This is a genomic window from Chryseobacterium sp. HNCC26DJ240 (assembly GCF_057180485.1).
This window is the reverse complement of the sequence record NZ_JBXUGK010000010.1, coordinates 1-16439: the sequence shown is the minus strand read 5'-3', so window position 1 is coordinate 16439 and position 16439 is coordinate 1. Positions and strand designations below refer to the sequence as shown.

General features: G+C 34.2%; 17 protein-coding genes. 10 read left to right on the top strand and 7 right to left on the bottom strand.

Annotation, left to right across the window (positions count from 1 at the left end; translation table 11 throughout):
* Nucleotides 1–5: 5 nt before the first annotated feature.
* The 5 genes from AC2A1G_RS18815 to AC2A1G_RS18795 all read right to left on the bottom strand — a co-directional run bounded on the left by AC2A1G_RS18815 (nucleotide 6) and on the right by AC2A1G_RS18795 (nucleotide 3966).
* Entirely contained in the window at nucleotides 6–761 is a 756-nt protein-coding gene (locus AC2A1G_RS18815) for a DUF5995 family protein (RefSeq protein ID WP_484048419.1), read from the bottom strand.
* A gap of 69 nt (nucleotides 762–830) precedes the next feature.
* Nucleotides 831–1460, bottom strand: coding sequence for a hypothetical protein (locus AC2A1G_RS18810; RefSeq protein ID WP_484048418.1), 630 nt, complete (start codon nucleotides 1458–1460; stop codon nucleotides 831–833).
* 108 nt (nucleotides 1461–1568) lie between these two features.
* Nucleotides 1569–2039, bottom strand: a complete 471-nt coding sequence (locus AC2A1G_RS18805; protein WP_484048417.1) for a YciI family protein — start codon at nucleotides 2037–2039, stop codon at nucleotides 1569–1571.
* Nucleotides 2040–2215: 176 nt separating this feature from the next.
* Entirely contained in the window at nucleotides 2216–3394 is a 1179-nt protein-coding gene (pncB, locus tag AC2A1G_RS18800; protein ID WP_484048416.1) for a nicotinate phosphoribosyltransferase, read from the bottom strand.
* Nucleotides 3395–3489: 95 nt separating this feature from the next.
* The gene (locus AC2A1G_RS18795) at nucleotides 3490–3966 is read right to left on the bottom strand and encodes a Dps family protein (RefSeq protein WP_484048415.1); all 477 of its coding nucleotides are present in this window, start codon (nucleotides 3964–3966) and stop codon (nucleotides 3490–3492) included.
* Between the two features lie 105 nt (nucleotides 3967–4071).
* Between AC2A1G_RS18795 and AC2A1G_RS18790 the strand changes: the two genes are divergently transcribed.
* The 8 genes from AC2A1G_RS18790 (at nucleotide 4072) to AC2A1G_RS18755 (ending at nucleotide 11443) form a co-directional block, all read left to right on the top strand.
* On the top strand, nucleotides 4072–5655 hold the full coding sequence (locus tag AC2A1G_RS18790) for a hypothetical protein (protein ID WP_484048414.1): 1584 nt from the start codon (nucleotides 4072–4074) through the stop codon (nucleotides 5653–5655).
* A gap of 112 nt (nucleotides 5656–5767) precedes the next feature.
* Nucleotides 5768–6181: a 30S ribosomal protein S12 gene (rpsL, locus tag AC2A1G_RS18785; protein ID WP_027383325.1), complete on the top strand. Its 414-nt coding sequence runs from the start codon at nucleotides 5768–5770 to the stop codon at nucleotides 6179–6181.
* Nucleotides 6182–6204: 23 nt separating this feature from the next.
* Nucleotides 6205–6681, top strand: coding sequence for a 30S ribosomal protein S7 (gene rpsG / locus AC2A1G_RS18780; RefSeq protein WP_034962875.1), 477 nt, complete (start codon nucleotides 6205–6207; stop codon nucleotides 6679–6681).
* Between the two features lie 6 nt (nucleotides 6682–6687).
* Entirely contained in the window at nucleotides 6688–8805 is a 2118-nt protein-coding gene (fusA, locus tag AC2A1G_RS18775; RefSeq protein ID WP_484048413.1) for an elongation factor G, read from the top strand.
* A gap of 17 nt (nucleotides 8806–8822) precedes the next feature.
* Nucleotides 8823–9128 (top strand): 30S ribosomal protein S10, encoded by a 306-nt coding sequence (gene rpsJ, locus AC2A1G_RS18770; protein ID WP_002661363.1) that lies wholly within the window; start codon nucleotides 8823–8825, stop codon nucleotides 9126–9128.
* A gap of 322 nt (nucleotides 9129–9450) precedes the next feature.
* Nucleotides 9451–9729: a hypothetical protein gene (locus tag AC2A1G_RS18765; RefSeq protein ID WP_484048412.1), complete on the top strand. Its 279-nt coding sequence runs from the start codon at nucleotides 9451–9453 to the stop codon at nucleotides 9727–9729.
* Between the two features lie 110 nt (nucleotides 9730–9839).
* Nucleotides 9840–10673: a GLPGLI family protein gene (locus AC2A1G_RS18760; protein WP_484048411.1), complete on the top strand. Its 834-nt coding sequence runs from the start codon at nucleotides 9840–9842 to the stop codon at nucleotides 10671–10673.
* Between the two features lie 293 nt (nucleotides 10674–10966).
* The gene (locus AC2A1G_RS18755; protein WP_484048410.1) at nucleotides 10967–11443 is read left to right on the top strand and encodes a hypothetical protein; all 477 of its coding nucleotides are present in this window, start codon (nucleotides 10967–10969) and stop codon (nucleotides 11441–11443) included.
* A gap of 126 nt (nucleotides 11444–11569) precedes the next feature.
* Here AC2A1G_RS18755 and AC2A1G_RS18750 read toward each other — a convergent pair whose 3' ends face one another.
* Nucleotides 11570–14077: a hypothetical protein gene (locus AC2A1G_RS18750; protein ID WP_484048409.1), complete on the bottom strand. Its 2508-nt coding sequence runs from the start codon at nucleotides 14075–14077 to the stop codon at nucleotides 11570–11572.
* Nucleotides 14074–15057, bottom strand: coding sequence for a hypothetical protein (locus AC2A1G_RS18745; RefSeq protein WP_484048408.1), 984 nt, complete (start codon nucleotides 15055–15057; stop codon nucleotides 14074–14076). The genes AC2A1G_RS18750 and AC2A1G_RS18745 overlap by 4 nt, the downstream gene beginning before the upstream one ends.
* 223 nt (nucleotides 15058–15280) lie before the next feature.
* On the opposite strand from AC2A1G_RS18745, the gene AC2A1G_RS18740 reads away from it, so the two are divergent.
* On the top strand, nucleotides 15281–15691 hold the full coding sequence (locus AC2A1G_RS18740; protein WP_484048407.1) for a PepSY domain-containing protein: 411 nt from the start codon (nucleotides 15281–15283) through the stop codon (nucleotides 15689–15691).
* A gap of 26 nt (nucleotides 15692–15717) precedes the next feature.
* On the top strand, nucleotides 15718–16209 hold the full coding sequence (locus AC2A1G_RS18735; protein WP_484048406.1) for a low affinity iron permease family protein: 492 nt from the start codon (nucleotides 15718–15720) through the stop codon (nucleotides 16207–16209).
* The last annotated feature ends 230 nt before the right edge of the window (nucleotides 16210–16439 follow it).

Genomic DNA, 16439 nt, shown 5'->3' with positions numbered 1-16439 from the left:
TTGAATTAAGTAGTTTTTGTTTTCTCCAAAATCTCAATATTTTTCACCACATCACTGCTTTCGCATTTCTTCAATTCTTTAGCTAAATTGGAAGAAAGTAATTTAGGATGTAGAATTTGCGATGCCACTTTTGCCGCTGCATAATCTACAATTCCAATTACATTTTCTTTTAAAAAATTAGGAGTGTTCGAAGAAATCACAGCTGTTGCCCAGGAAGTATCTCTGGCTTTTGAAATAGCAAAATCTAAAACTGCATTATCTTTTCCGTTGGAAAGTTTATCGATGAGATTTACGGGATAGCATATTTTATTCAGAGAATCCTGAACATTCTGATTAATCGAAGCAATCACAGAATTGATTCTTTCAAAATCGGTTTTCAAAGGATTGATTTTTCGGTAAGGCATAATCGATGCTGCAGAAATTCCCAAATCTAAATTGATATGAGCATTCATTCCCAAAAATATGTGCTGAAGAATTAAAAGGTCTTTGTTTTTTGTGGCTTCAAACGCCAAAAACCAAGCATTGGTACATTTTTTACCTTTAGAATAATTTTCCCAAGCATGAAGATATCGACTTGCAAAAGCGATGTCAAGCTGAGTCATTCTTGGGTTGTCTTCAAATTTTTTCTGCTGAATTCCCTTTAAAACCTGAGCGGTCATAATTCTGTAGGTACACGCAAAATATCCGACAGGGCTTTTATTTTCTTTGCTCCAGATGATGATTTCGTCTAATTTTTTCAGAACTTCTTCGATGGTTTTCATGTGTTAATAGTTTGATTTAAAGATAAGAAAAAACCTCACAGTGTTGCGAGGTTGTAAATTTTAATCTAATTATTTTGCGTAATAGATTATTTTAATCTGATTGTCTGTTATTTCTAAAGTTCCGCTTTTGGGATGTTGAAAATAAATTTTTTGATGATTGTCTTTGTCTTTTATTATAATCGGTTCGTGATAAAATATATCATTTGGTAGCTCTTGAACAGTTCGGAATTTATTGTTTTTTATTTCTGATATTGTGTTCTTTTTGCCTTCATTATCTGTAAGAATTGAGTAGAGTTTATCATTGTAAACAAAACTGGTTGTGATTAAAACTCCACTCGAATCAACTAAAGTTTTTGTTCCAAGGGAACTTTTTATCTCAGGTTCTGCAGTCAGAATTTCTGGATTAAAAATTGGAAGTTTTAAGGAGGGTTGTAATTTTTCAGGATTTTGAATTTCTAAAATACTACAGCTACCATAAAGATGTGCCAAAGAATTTGATATGTAATAATTGTTATTTATTTTGTTCACTGAAACTGCACAACTAGATTTTGCAGCAAACAGTTTCCCTGTTTTCTTATTTTTGAAATATATAGATCCTCCCCATTCTCCAGAGCAAGAGCTCCAAACTTCATATTTTTGGTCTTCATAAAGTAAACCGTATGTTGGGAAATTTTTTATGTTTTTAAGTTCCTGTACCAAATTCTTATTTAAAGTTTCTGTTTTAATTTCAAAAACTTTTGATTTTTGGCTGCAACTGATCACGAAAAAAATAATTATCAGATAAAAACAAATTTTCATATCCTAATTTTAAGGATTCTCTTTGGCAATCTCATCATGATGTTTCAAATACAAAGGTAATGCTGCAGAACCATACCAAGAAAATATTTCATAATTGAAAATTCCGGCTGCAACGGCGGGGTCGGTTTTTACCCAGGATTCGGCTTCTTCTTTTGATTTTGTGTTGAAAATAAACATTCCACGGTAGTTTTCTTTATTCTTTTCCAAGAACGGACCGGCAACTGTGATTTTTCCTTCTTTGGCAAGTTTACCGATATTTTCCATGTGACCTTTCATCAGTTCGGCTTTTTTATCTTTACCATCAATTTTTGCAGTTCCGGTGGTGAGCATTACAATCGTGTAGCCCCTCATTCCGTATTGGTCTGCACCTAAAGAATCTGCCAATTTTTGGTTGTATTTTGGAGTTTCTGTTTTTTTTTGTTGAGCAGATGCCGAAATTGTGATTAAAAATAAGGTTAAAAATAAAAATTTTGATTTCATATTGTAGTTTTTTAATTTTTATTACTTCGAATTGCACGCGCCCCGACCTGAACGGAGCTCTTTTTATTTTGACCTTGGAAACCCTTCCAGCGTTTCGAACGCTGGAAGGGTTGAGCGTTAGGAAATAAAAAAGCGGGAGTGGAGGGCGGATACAGGCGCCCAAAATCCCTAAAGTTTTAATCTTTAATTCTCAAAAACTCTTTCGCCAGCTCAATCATTTTCGGATCACCGGTGTATTTTCCGTGTTCGTCGGAAAGTTTTACGGTAGGAATCCATTCTTTGTTTGTGGCATGTACACCGATTAATTTCATCACAATATTCATTGGTTTTAAACCGACATCGTTGGTCAGATTAGTTCCTATTCCGAAAGAAACTCCGATTTTTCCTTTGCAGTAATTGGTGATTTCTTCTACTTTTTCAAGATTTAAAGCATCAGAAAAAATGATGTATTTAAATAGCGGATTAATTCCGTGACGTTGATAATGGGCAATTGTTTTGTCTGCAAATTCTAATGGATCACCGCTGTCGTGACGCACTCCGTCGAAAAGTTTTGCGAATTTTTTGTCGAATTGCTGGAAGAAAACGTCGGTAGTGTATGTATCTGAAAGCGCCACTCCCAAATCTCCGCGGTAAACATCAACCCAATGTTCAAGGGCTAATTCGTTAGCCATTTTAAATCCAAACTCTGCTCCGTGAAACATAAACCATTCGTGAGCATGGGTTCCGATTGGTTTTACATTATATTTCATCGCAAAATGCACGTTTGAACTTCCAATAAATGTAGAATCTTTTTTCTGCGTCAAAGCTTCCATGACAAGGTTTTGTACTTTGTGAGAATGTCTTCTTCGGGTCCCAAATTCAGCAAAATTAACTCCCAGTTTATTTAATGATTCTGCTTTTTCAAGTGTTTTGTTCATCACGACTTCGTTGGAATCTCTTTCCAGATGATTCATTTCGTAATGCAGTTCGCTAATTAAGGCCAATAAAGGAACTTCCCAAAGAATTGTTCTGTACCAAAGTCCTTCAACGGTAACGGAAAGATCGTTTCCTGTCTGTACAATTTTTACTTCTGACGGATCGTAATGATAACCTTCGAGAAAATCTAAATAAGGTAAATCTAAATACGGACAGGTTTTAGCTAAAAACTTTTTCTCATCTTTGGTGAGTTTCAGCTCTGCCATTTTGTTGACAATTTCTTTCAAAGCATGATCAAAACCTTCAGGGAAATGATGTTTTCCACGATTGATAAATTCGTATTTTACAATCTGGCTTGGGAACAATTTTACCACTGCGTTTTGCATTGTGATTTTATAGAAATCGTTGTCGAGAATAGAGTTTAAGTGGATGTTTTGCATATTGTGTGATTTTAACACAAATTTAGTTATTTAAAAATAAAAATCGTCTAAATGTAAGACGATTTTTCTAATATAAGGATGAATTTTGTCCAGTTTTACTTTCCTAAATAAGAATTATACATCCAGACTTCTTTTTCCTGTTCGGTAATGTAGTCGCTCATTTGAGAATTTGTTCCTTCATCACCGGCTTTTTCCGTGATGTCTAAAAGCTCTCTTTGTAAGTCGATTACAATTTTGAAAGAATTTAGAATAATTTCAACGCTTTTATTTCCGTCTGAAACTTCTTTACTTTCTTTAATGGTTGAAACGGTAAGGTATTCTGAGTAATTGTGTGCCGGAGTTGCCCCAAGAGTAAGAATTCTTTCTGCGATTTCATCAATTTTTAAAACCAAACTGTTGTAAAGTTCTTCAAATTTTGGGTGAAGGGTAAAGAATTGTTCTCCTTTAATGTTCCAGTGTGAACCTCTTGTATTTTGGTAAAAAACAGAATAGTTCGCCAGAAGATTATTTAGTTTTTCTGAAATGTTTTGGCAATCTTCTTCTTTTAAACCGATAATATTGGCATTTTTCATATGTTTATTATTTATATTTAAACCTTGTAAATATTATGCCGAAAAGAACCAAGGCTGATTGATGATGATTATCTTTGCTATTCTTATAATAAATCATTTTTTTAGATGGATGTTTCAAAAAATTCGGACAAAACTTTTAGTATCACTCTTTTGATTTTTTTTGCCATCTGCACAGGATATTATTTTTTATCATTGAAAGATACAGACGGGCATTATGTTTACGTTATTGACGATGCTTATATTCATTTGGCTATGGCAAAGAATTTTGCATTGTATGATGTTTGGGGAGTTACAAAGTACAGGTTTTCCTCAAGTTCGTCTTCGCCATTATTTACTTTTCTGATTGGTTTTTTAATTAAGATTTTTGGTAATAATGATTTGATTCCGTTGTATTTTAATTTTGTTTTTTCAGGAGGAATTGTTTTTATTTTAAATAAATTCTATAGCTCTGTATTTTCATCAGATTTAAAAATAATATTTGCCAATATTTTCACTTTATTGTTTGTTACACTTCATCTTCAGGTTCTTTCTGGCATGGAGCATGTGTTTCAGGTTTTCGTATTTGTAACCAATATTTTCTGTTTTTATTATTTGCATCAGAAAAGTTGGGCGAAATATGGCTTTTACATTTCTCTTGCACTGCTCGGTCTGATTCGTTTCGAAAGCATGTTTTATTTCGTAAGTCTGGCTTTTCTGTTCTTATTAATCAAAAACTGGAAGAATACTTTAGCCATTTTATGTTTTGGGTTTCTTCCGATTTTATCTTTCTGTGTTTTTAACCATTCGCAATCGGGGTATTGGTTTCCAAATTCAATTGTGGTGAAGGGAACAGCGATTCATTTCAATGAAAAATTTATTTCTGACCTTATATATATAGTAAAAGAAAAATTTCTTTTTAGCAGAAGTCTCTACAAAATTGGTTTCTTTCCCATTTTGATTTGTGTTTATTTTATTTGGAAAGACAGACAGAAATCTTTTAATGAAATTTTAAAACAAAACTTTTTACTGATTGTTTTATCAATAAACTTTATACTTCACTGTCTTTTTGCAGAGACGAGGTATTTGTTCCGATATGAAGCCTACTTGGTTGCAGGTTTTGCGATGGTGATTTTTGAAAGGATTTCGAGAGACTTTGTTTTGAAAAACTTTCTTAATCTAAAAAATGCTTTACTGTCACTTTTGCTAGTGGCTAATTTTATTTTAATGGGCTATAAAACTTTCGTTTCTCATCAGATGCTGAGATTTGGAAGCAAGAATATTTATGAACAACAGATACAGTCTGCGAAGTTTCTGCATGCTTATTACAATGATGCGAAAGTTGTAGCAAATGATATTGGTGCTGTTACCTATTTTACTGATATTCATCTTTTGGATGTAGTAGGATTGGGATCTGTAGAAACGATGCCTTATAATGGTAACGAAGTTACTTTTGATGAGCGTTTTAAAAAATTCATGTCAGATTACACTTCTGAAAATAAATTTGAACTTGCTGTTGTTTACGATCATTGGTTTAATGGTCAGATTCCTGATCATTGGGTGAAAGTTGCTGAACTGACAATAGAAGAAAACCTAAATGCTGCGGGCAATACAGTTTCTATTTATTCTATTAATAAAGATGGGATAGAACTTTTGAGAAAAAATGTAAAAGAGTTTAGCTGGGACAAAAATGTACAGCTGCAGATGAAATAGAATTGGGTAAGTTTCTGTAAACTAAATTTTAAGAATGCAAATTTATTATTTGCAACTGCTTGTAGATTAAAAAATTATTACTACTTTTGCACCCTAAAATAAAAGCAATTAAATGCCTACTATTCAACAATTAGTTAGAAAAGGAAGAGTCGCACTTACCAAGAAGAGTAAATCGGCTGCCCTTGATTCTTGTCCACAAAGACGAGGTGTATGTACGAGAGTATATACTACCACTCCTAAGAAACCTAACTCTGCACTTAGAAAAGTTGCAAGGGTAAGACTTTCAAACGGTAAAGAAGTTAACGCCTATATCCCAGGTGAAGGACATAATCTTCAAGAGCACTCGATAGTATTGGTACGCGGGGGGAGAGTAAAAGATTTACCAGGAGTAAGATACCACATCGTAAGAGGTGCGTTGGATACTGCTGGAGTAAGCGGAAGAACTCAAAGAAGATCTAAGTACGGAGCTAAGAGACCTAAGCCAGGTCAAGCTGCAGCTGCACCGGCTAAAGGAAAGAAAAAATAATCATTAAATAAGGTACAGAAACAATGAGAAAGACAAAAGCGAAAAAAAGACCGTTGTTACCAGATCCAAAGTTTAATGATCAATTGGTAACTAGATTCGTAAACAACTTGATGCTTGACGGTAAGAAGTCAATCGCATTCAAAATATTCTATGATGCATTGGATATCGTAGAAACTAAAAAAGGAGAAACTGAAAAAACAGCCCTTGAAATCTGGAAAGATGCATTAACTAACGTTATGCCTCACGTAGAAGTACGTTCTAGAAGAGTAGGTGGAGCTAACTTCCAGATTCCTATGCCAATCAGAGCTGACAGAAAAATTTCTATGGCAATGAAATGGTTAATCCTTTACTCTAAAAAGAGAAATGATAAGTCAATGGCTTTGAAATTGGCTAACGAAGTAGTAGCTGCTTCAAGAGAAGAAGGTGCTGCTTACAAGAAAAAATCTGATACTCACAAAATGGCGGAAGCTAACAAAGCTTTCTCACACTTTAAATTCTAATTAGAAATGAGTAGAGATCTTAAATTTACAAGAAATATTGGTATTGCTGCGCACATTGATGCCGGTAAAACTACCACTACAGAAAGAATTTTATTCTATACAGGAGTAAACCACAAAATTGGTGAGGTTCACGATGGTGCTTCTACAATGGACTGGATGGAGCAGGAAGCAGAAAGAGGTATTACCATTACTTCTGCTGCAACTACTTGTTCTTGGAACTTTCCAACAGACCAGGGTAAAAAATTGCCAGAAACTCAACCTTACCACTTCAACATCATCGATACACCGGGACACGTTGACTTCACAGTAGAAGTAAACAGATCTTTGAGAGTATTGGATGGATTGGTATTCCTTTTCTCTGCAGTAGATGGAGTAGAGCCTCAGTCTGAAACAAACTGGAGACTTGCTGACAACTACAAAGTTGCAAGAATGGGATTCGTAAACAAAATGGACCGTCAGGGTGCTGACTTCCTTAACGTGGTAAACCAGGTTAAGACAATGTTAGGATCAAACGCAGTTCCAATCGTTTTACCAATCGGTGCTGAAGAAGATTTCAAAGGTGTTGTAGACTTAATTAAAAACAGAGCAATCATCTGGGATGAAGCTGGACAAGGTGCTACTTTCGAGGTAGTTCCAATTCCAGAAGATATGAAGGATGAAGTTCTTGAATACAGAGAGAAATTAGTAGAAGCTGTTTCTGAATATGACGAAACTTTGATGGAGAAATTCTTCGAAGATCCGGATTCAATTACAGAAGAAGAAATCAATGCTGCATTGAGAGCTGCTACTATCGATCTTTCTATTATTCCAATGACTTGTGGTTCTTCATTCAAGAATAAAGGAGTACAGTTTATGTTGGATGCAGTATGTAAATACTTGCCTTCTCCATTGGATAAAGATGATATCAAAGGTACTGACCCAAGAACTGACGCTGAAATTTTCAGAAAACCATCTGTAGATGAGCCTTTCTCTGCATTAGCATTTAAGATTGCTACTGACCCATTCGTGGGAAGATTAGCATTCTTCAGAGCATACTCTGGAAGATTAGATGCAGGTTCTTATATCTTGAACACCCGTTCAGGAGATAAAGAAAGAATCTCTAGAATCTATCAGATGCACGCTAACAAGCAAAATCCGGTAGAATATATTGAAGCTGGTGATATTGGTGCTGCTGTAGGTTTCAAATCTATCAAAACTGGTGATACAATGTGTGACGAGAAAAACCCAATCGTTCTGGAATCGATGGTTTTCCCTGATCCGGTAATTGGTATCGCTGTTGAGCCTAAAACTAAAGCTGACCAGGATAAAATGGGTAACGCTCTGGCTAAATTGGCTGAAGAAGATCCTACTTTCACAGTGAGAACTGACGAAGCTTCTGGACAAACGATCATTTCTGGTATGGGTGAGCTTCACTTAGATATCATTGTTGACCGTATGAGAAGAGAATTCAAAGTTGAAGTTAACCAAGGTCAACCTCAGGTAGAATACAAAGAAAATCTTACAAGAGTTGCTCAGCACAGAGAAGTTTACAAAAAACAATCTGGTGGTAAAGGTAAATTTGCTGATATCGTATTCGAATTAGGACCTGCTGAAGAAGGTAAAATCGGTTTAGAATTCGTTAATGAGATCAAAGGTGGTAACGTTCCTAGAGAATTTGTTCCTGCAATTGAAAAAGGATTTAAAGCTGCAATGAAGAACGGTCCTTTGGCTGGTTTCGAAGTTGAAGGTATTAAAGTTACTCTTAAAGACGGATCTTTCCACGCGGTGGATTCTGATGCTCTTTCTTTTGAATTAGCTGCAAAATTAGGATTTAAAGAAGCGGGACGTGCTGCTAAGCCAGTAATCATGGAGCCTATTATGAAATTGGAGGTTGTAACTCCGGAAGAATATATGGGTAACATCATTGGTGACCTTAACAAGAGAAGAGGTACAATCAGTGGACAAGAAGAAAAGAACGGTGCCGTTGTAATCAAAGGTTCAGTTCCATTATCTGAAATGTTCGGATATGTTACTACTCTAAGAACACTTTCATCAGGAAGAGCTACTTCTTCTATGGAATTAGAGAAGTATCAGGCTACTCCTCAAAACGTTGCTGAAGATATCATTGCTAAAGCAAAAGGTTAATTTTTAAAGTACAAGAAATGTCACAAAGAATCAGAATAAAACTAAAATCTTACGATTACAACTTGGTAGACAAGTCTGCTGAGAAAATCGTAAAAACGGTAAAGGCTACTGGCGCTGTTGTAAACGGTCCAATTCCATTGCCTACGAACAAGAGAATCTTCACAGTGTTGAGATCTCCGCACGTAAACAAGAAAGCAAGAGAGCAGTTCCAATTATCAGCTCACAAGAGACTAATGGATATCTACTCTTCTTCTTCTAAAACTGTTGATGCTCTAATGAAATTAGAACTTCCTTCAGGAGTTGACGTAGAAATTAAAGTGTGATAAATGCACGAAGATGGAAGTCGGAAGATGGAAGTTTTCAACGCAAATCAAACTTTGCAACTATACTAAATCCCTTTTCGAAAGAAGAGGGATTTTTTTGATTATTTTTTAAGATATTTTAAGGTTTTATTTTTCTGAATTTTAATTTGAAAACGATTATGAATAAAGGATTTTTGTTAAAATCAAACAATCTGTTTTAAATCTCATAAATTGGATTTAACACAATGTAATAATTCACTATTTTTTGTAAAAAACTTGTGTAGTTTTAGTTTTAGTTTTAGTTTTAATTTTGAAACGGTAAACAATTAAAATATTAACGTTTATGAAAAAATTATTTTTAGTAGCAGCATTGGGAGTTGCTGGACTGATTAATGCCAATAATTTTGTTGAAAATATGGCTTATGTTGATCTAAACGGAACAGACAACTGTGATGTTGTAGAAAGTAAGAGTTTATTTAAAAGATGTGTGGGAGTTGAATCGAGTAGTGGCGAAGCTGGATTCGCATGCGCTCCTGATGACGAACTTACTCTTGAAGGTGAAATTCCATGGGAATATATTTCAGAGTTCCAAATGCTGTTGGAGGAGACATTTTGTAATTAGAATTTAATTATAGTTAGCCATCAAAAACATTTTCAGCTAAGATATTTAAATTAAAATGCTTAGTTTTTACATCTTTTTGGTGGCTAACTAAACTTTATTGGTTTTATCTTATGATGTATAGTAAGATCTTCACATCTATTTTTTTACTTCTTGTAATCTACCTTAATGCACAAAGTGGTAACACAGAGACTATACCTGCAAAAAATTTTTACTATTCTTTAAATTATCAAATCGACGCTACCGATATCTTATCAAAAAGAAAAGACTATTTTGTACTTTCAGTTAAAGAAAATAAATCCTTTTTTACTAGTATTCAAAATTTAAGGCATGACTCGGTTGCAACTATATTAAAACGGGAATATTTAAAAGGAAATAAATCTTTCGTAAGTTTTAAAGGAGTGCCTATATCTAAATTTACCTTTTATATAGAAAAAAATTTAGGAGGAAATTTCCAAGTCAAAACTTATGATACGGTAGGTAAATATAACTTTTCGTATGTAGAGCCTGATAAGCTTCGATGGTTACTAGAAAATGATATCAAGCTTATTGAAGGATTTGAATGCCAAAAAGCAACGATTACGGTATTTGGAAGAAAATTTATTGCATGGTTTTCCAAAGAAATTCCCATTAATGATGGACCATTTAAATTTCATGGCTTGCCTGGTCTAATTTTGGAGCTTTATGATACCAAAATGCACTATCATTTCCAGATGATAAAACAGACGCCACAAGAAAGGGTTTCATTATTAGAAATTCCCGAACTCAAATTATCAAAAATAAGAGATATTGATAAACAGAGTTTTTTTAAAGCAAAGAAAGAGTACTTTGATAATATCATTGGAAGGATGAACATAGTAGCACCAGATGCGTTTAGCGAGCAACAAAAACAAAATGCTAAGACTACGCAGAATAAGAAAAATAATCCTATTGAACTAAAACCTTAAGAGATTTAGATTCTTTTGCATATTATAAGCGTTTGAAACTAAAATATGTAGTAACACAATTTTCACGGTCTGTAATATTAGAATCCCTTTTCGAGAGAAGAGGGATATTTTGTGCGTAAACGAAATGCATTGATGTTTATTTTATGACCTTCCCGTTTCCTGGCTCCGAAGGGGCAAAACCTTTGTAGCAGAAATCTTACAATGAAAAAAAAGGAGCTCCATAGGAGCGGCACCTTTTAAAAAAGTACTTAGTTACTCGGTAAAAATCAATACATTTACTCAAAACTTTTTTGATGAATTTAAAAACCTTGTTGCACTTTTCCGCCATTATTTTTGTTGTTTCAATTCTATATGAGCTGATTTTTTATTCTACAAATTCTTTATTAACAAATGGAAAATTTGATGTAGGAATTTTTTACATAAGCGTCAGCTTAGTCTTAGCTACAGTTTTTGTTTATTTTAAAAATTATTTTGAAGTTAATTCATTTCTTAAATTTCTCTTCTTGTCCTTTGTGCTTAGGATTTTCTTAAACCCTTTTTTTATGTTTTTAAAAATGAAATTAGGTTTTATTTTTTTATGTAAGCAGATAGTTCCACCTTCAGAAGAAAAAGTTTTAATTGATCTTTTGGTCGATACTTCTTATTTCATTTTATTAATTCTTATTTTAAGATTTAAACTAAAAGATATTTTTATGGCTTCGGCTTTAGCACTTTTAGCCATGGTTATGGGTATTTTTATTCCGCACCGTCTGTTTATTAATATAAGATAATTTTAATGTTGAAATCATTCTCAATATTCCATCTTAAAAAATTAGAAAAAACCTTCACATTTAATCACAAAAAACCTTCAGAATTTAAAAAATCCTGAAGGCTTCTAATTTCTATCAAAAGCTGTTTTACTTCCTCGAATAATATCCAAAATAAAGACACGAAGACTGCAAATCTTTATAGGTTTTTGTATCAGAATAGTTTTTCTTTAAATCTGCAAAAGCCGTTCTGTATTGTTGGTTTTTTACTTTAGCCAACTTCTCTTCATGTAGTTTTTTCTTTGTATCATAGTCTTTATCGCTGTAATCGCTGTCAAAATTCTGAGTGTTTTCCCATTGATAATATTTCCCTTGTTCCGCACTCGCCATCTGGAAAACAATTCGGGCTTGCTGTTCTTTGTCTCTGCTTGTTTTCAATGCTTTTTGGTAATATTTTAAAGCCAAATCAAAATTGTCAGGATCTACAAAGCTTGAGTAAGAAAAGTTTTTATAATAATAATGAAACGGAGGGTTTGCTGTATTCCAAAAATGAAATTTAGGGCCGTTTTCATTATTTACATCCATTACAAAAATTTCACGGTAATATCCCAGAATAGAAGTGTTGTAAAGTAGATTTCCAATCATTTGGTTTGCTTTTGCAGCCGTCTCATCTTTTCCGGCTCCTGCTTTTTGCAGCTGGATCATAGCTTCTGCCAATTCCAGCTTATTCATTTTAGATTTAATGAAAGTAAATGCAGAAATATTCTCCGCTCTCATACTTTCAGTAGGCGTGCTGCCAAAACTTTCCCAAACATTATGCCCGAAAATTAAACTCGAAATATTATTGAAACCATTGTATTCATCAGACTTGTAAGCCATAGGTTTTGTCGTAGATTTTTCGGTGGTTTCGTCCCAGTCATAACTTAATCTTGGTATTCCTTTAAAATCTCTCGCTTTTTCATAGAAGCTTTTCGCTGAAGCAAAATCAGCATTGCGCATGGCTTTGTCACCATAAATAATATTGAAAAATGCTTCAGGATTTCCTACATCATCAAAATTCTTTGCAATAAATTTTTCAAAATTGGTTTTATTGGTTTTTTTGTAAAAGTTGTGCACACTTGCCACAAGAGAAGAGTTTGGATTATACTGCAAATCCGAAAGCTTGTTGTTCATCAAAAACGACTTTCCATCTTCGCCTTGCAGAAAGTATCGGTTGGCGAGAATATCGAAGATAAATTCTCTGGTGGTCGGCTTTGTTTCCCAGTCGTATTTTTCACGGGTCTTTTCATTGGTAAAGAAATTTTGGTATTTCTGCATCATTTTTTCTTCAAAAGCTGCCGTTATTTTGGGTTGAGAAACGATATCGTTCAGCATTTTCATTTTTTCAATTTCTCCCAGATAATCGGCATCTGTCGTTTTGATTTTATCTAAAATTCCTTGACTTCCGGCATAATCCCGATTCAAAAACTTCACATAAGCCAAAGAAATCTGCCAAAACTCATCCGAAGATTTTGATTTCACCTTTTCAATAAATTGTTCTAAGCTTTTTGCATAATTTTTAGCCTCCGACTCCTGTTTTTCTGAGTTGTAGCTATCCGAAAATAACGGTAGCCTTTTGTCTTTCTTGTCGCAATTTTTTTCACAATTCATATAAATCGGGAGGAAAGAACGCTCCAGACTGTTGATTGATCTTGCGGTGAGCACTTTTAGAATGTCTGATTGGGAATTGTTGGCATACATTTTTTCCATAAGTGAAACGGGATTGCTGAAACCGTCGTAGGCCAAAAGAAAATAAGCCATGTTTTTTTCTTCCGCCGTTTTTGCCCGTTTTAAAATAGATTCAAAATCTTTGTCTTCGGCCAAAAACATAGAGTTGTAAGCGCTTTCTTTTTTATTTCTGCTGTGACTGAAAACCTGGAAAAAGTTCCAGTTGGCTTCGCTTTTTTGATTTAAACCTCTTTGCGCACCGGCTTTTTGATCCAAAGCATACCAATAAATCGGAGTATCTCTTTTCAGAGGAGTCACCATTTTGTCGAAAGCAGAAATTGCTTCTCTGTAACGATGGGTGTAATGCTGAAAACGCACCAGCTGATATCCGTATCGCAATTTAATCTCAGGATTTTTTGCCGCTTGATACAGCGAGTTTAAAGCAGCTACCGTTTTCTGATAATTCATTGCTGAAGCAGTTTTCAGCGTAATAGGATTTTTATAATCATTGTTTCTGTACACTGTCTGTTCAGTAAATCTCATATAAGGCTCCATATATTTTGCCTGAATGAGATAATCAATGCCCTCTGAAAATCTGGCGTAAAAATCTTTCCCTGTTTTTTTGAATAAATCGTGGGAGAGATTTCCTTTTTTTAAATTATTAAGATGTTTGATGTCGATAATTTTTACCAAAGCATCCGTTTCTTCATAGGTTAATGTGTTTTTAAAATAATTTTGCCAACTTTCAATATTTTCATCTGGAGTAATGGCTTTAGAATCTCCATAAAAAGGACTCGAATAGGTCATTAAAAATGGCTCGTATTGTTTGCTGTGAATAATTTCCTGGGTAAAAATCCCGAAGTATTCAAAATCCGGATCGTACCATCCACAGGCTTTTGAAGTTTGGAGGCCCAAAAAGAAAACAGCTAAAGGAAGAATGATTTTTTTCATTGAAATAATTTTTTGTAACGGTTGATAAACTTGTGGTCTAAATGATAGTATATAAAATTATGTGATTTATTTGTTTTTTCATTAATAAACTTTTGTACCTCCAAAATATCTTCTTCTGCAGTAGTTTCAATCTTGATGGTAAAGCCTTTGTTGAGATACATCCCGAAATGAAAGCCATCTTCATCGACTTCATATGTTGAGTTTTTTATTTTCCTGAATTTTTTCGCCTGCAAATCTTCCTCGGTTAAAGCATTGATGAGTTTATGCTTTCCTAAATGGTTGGTGACGATTCCCCAGGAATATATCGGTAAGGCTACATCAAACTTTACAGGATATTGATTGATATTTTTAAGATAAGCTTTCAAAACATCAACATCCAAAATCGAATTCCTTTCTGAATTTTCGAGTGGGGAAGAGGTAGCGTACGCCATGAGATACATTTTGTCAACCGGCGGAATTCCGGTTTGGGCTTTATCTTTTACCTGATGCAGACGCAGAGTGCAAGTGATTTGTTTTTCCGATACTGCTTTTAGTTTTGATAAAAATTTAAAATAATCATCTTTGGTCTTCATTGTCCAATCGCAATCGATTTGTATTTCCTGTGATATTTTGAATTGAAATTCTTTTTGCTTTTTAATAACTAGGTTATTTACTTTTTCGGCCAGGAAATCAATCTCCTCAGCGGTTATACCATAAAAAGATTCATTTTGTATAAAAACTACAGGTACAATTTCTTTATCCGTTTCAAAGGATTTGTCTTTTGTTATGAGTCCAATTGGTTCAAACTGCCCGTCTTTTTTTTCAATATCAAAAAAACGGGTGTAGAGATAAGAGGTTTGAGCTTTTTGCAAAGCTTTTTTTTCATCAGCATCCAAGCTCAGATGAGTACGCCAATAATAATAGGTGTAGGGAATATTTTTTTCTTCGCTACAGGAAATTATAATCAAAAAAATAATCCAGACAGAAACAATTTTTTTCATCCTTTAAATTTAGGGAAATTCAGCTTAGGCTTTTGTTGGACAACCCAAATTTTTATTTGAAAATTTTGTCAGTGTATTTTAGCTACACTGTGTTAGTTTTATTGCAGTTACTGTATTCATGGGTGAAAAATGCGCTTGTCGTTTCGATGGGAGGTGATTCTATTTCACAGATTTCCACAGCGAGCAAGGAAGACAATAACGCGTTTGGTTATCTTTTAAAGATATGCTCAACCGTCAGAAAGAAAAGGCTCAGAAGGTAGAAAAGCCCGTTTCGCTTCAAAAGATTTTAGATAAAACCCAAAAAATACTTCCTTATGAAGCCGTGACAACGCTCGAACTGCCAAACAAAGACAATCCGAGATTTATGATAACAAAAATCAATACCGACAATTTTCTTGGAGCAATGCTTCCGGATCAAATCAGTTTCGATAAAAAAGGAAATTTGAAATCTAAAGATTTATTTTGGGATAAACCTTTAAATAAACAGTTTACATCAGTCGCCAAACCTTTACATACAGGTGAGATTTTAGGTTTAAAAAGTATTATTTTTTATTTTGTCATCTCTTTCATCGGTTTTTCTCTGCCGATTACTGGTTTTATTTTTTGGTTTAATAAATTAAGGAAAGCTTTGTAACTTTACAGCGTCTGGAAAAATAAGTCATGAGCAAATCAAACAATTCTTTCTTCGAGAAACTGGCCAACAAATCGGCAAAATTTACAGGAAGTTCCACAGCATTTATCGGCGCCTTTCTCATTGTGATCATCTGGGGAATCAGCGGCCCGTTTTTCAAATATTCCGAAACGTGGCAATTGGTCATCAATACAGGCACTACGATTATTACTTTTTTAATGGTCTTTCTCATTCAGAAAGCACAAAATAAAGATTCAAAAGCTATTCAGATCAAGTTGAATGAACTTATTGCATCTCACGAAAAAGCCAGCAACAGAATTGTAGACATCGAAGATCTAACAGAAAAAGAACTGGATCAACTCCATATATATTATGAAAAACTCGCAGATCTTGCAGAAAAAGATTTAGATATTCACGAGTCACATTCTATTGATGCCGCCAAAAAAAATCATTACGATAAATATGATGCATTCAAAAAAAAGCATCAGGCGTGGAAATTAACTCACAACCCCAAAAGCTAAATCTAATCCTTGAATCCAAGTAAGTCATCTCTTTATATTCTCCAAAGCCCTCAATTTCTCCAACTCTCAAACGCTCCCACAATTTTTCTTAGGAGCTATTTCCCGCTGTCCGCTGTATCTTTTGTGAGTCGGTTTCCACTTCGTTCCACCCGTCTCACAAAAGGATGTCGCTGCCATCGGGGCTGGTAACGATGGTGTTTTCAAAGAACTTTAGTTGTCTGGTGGAGTAG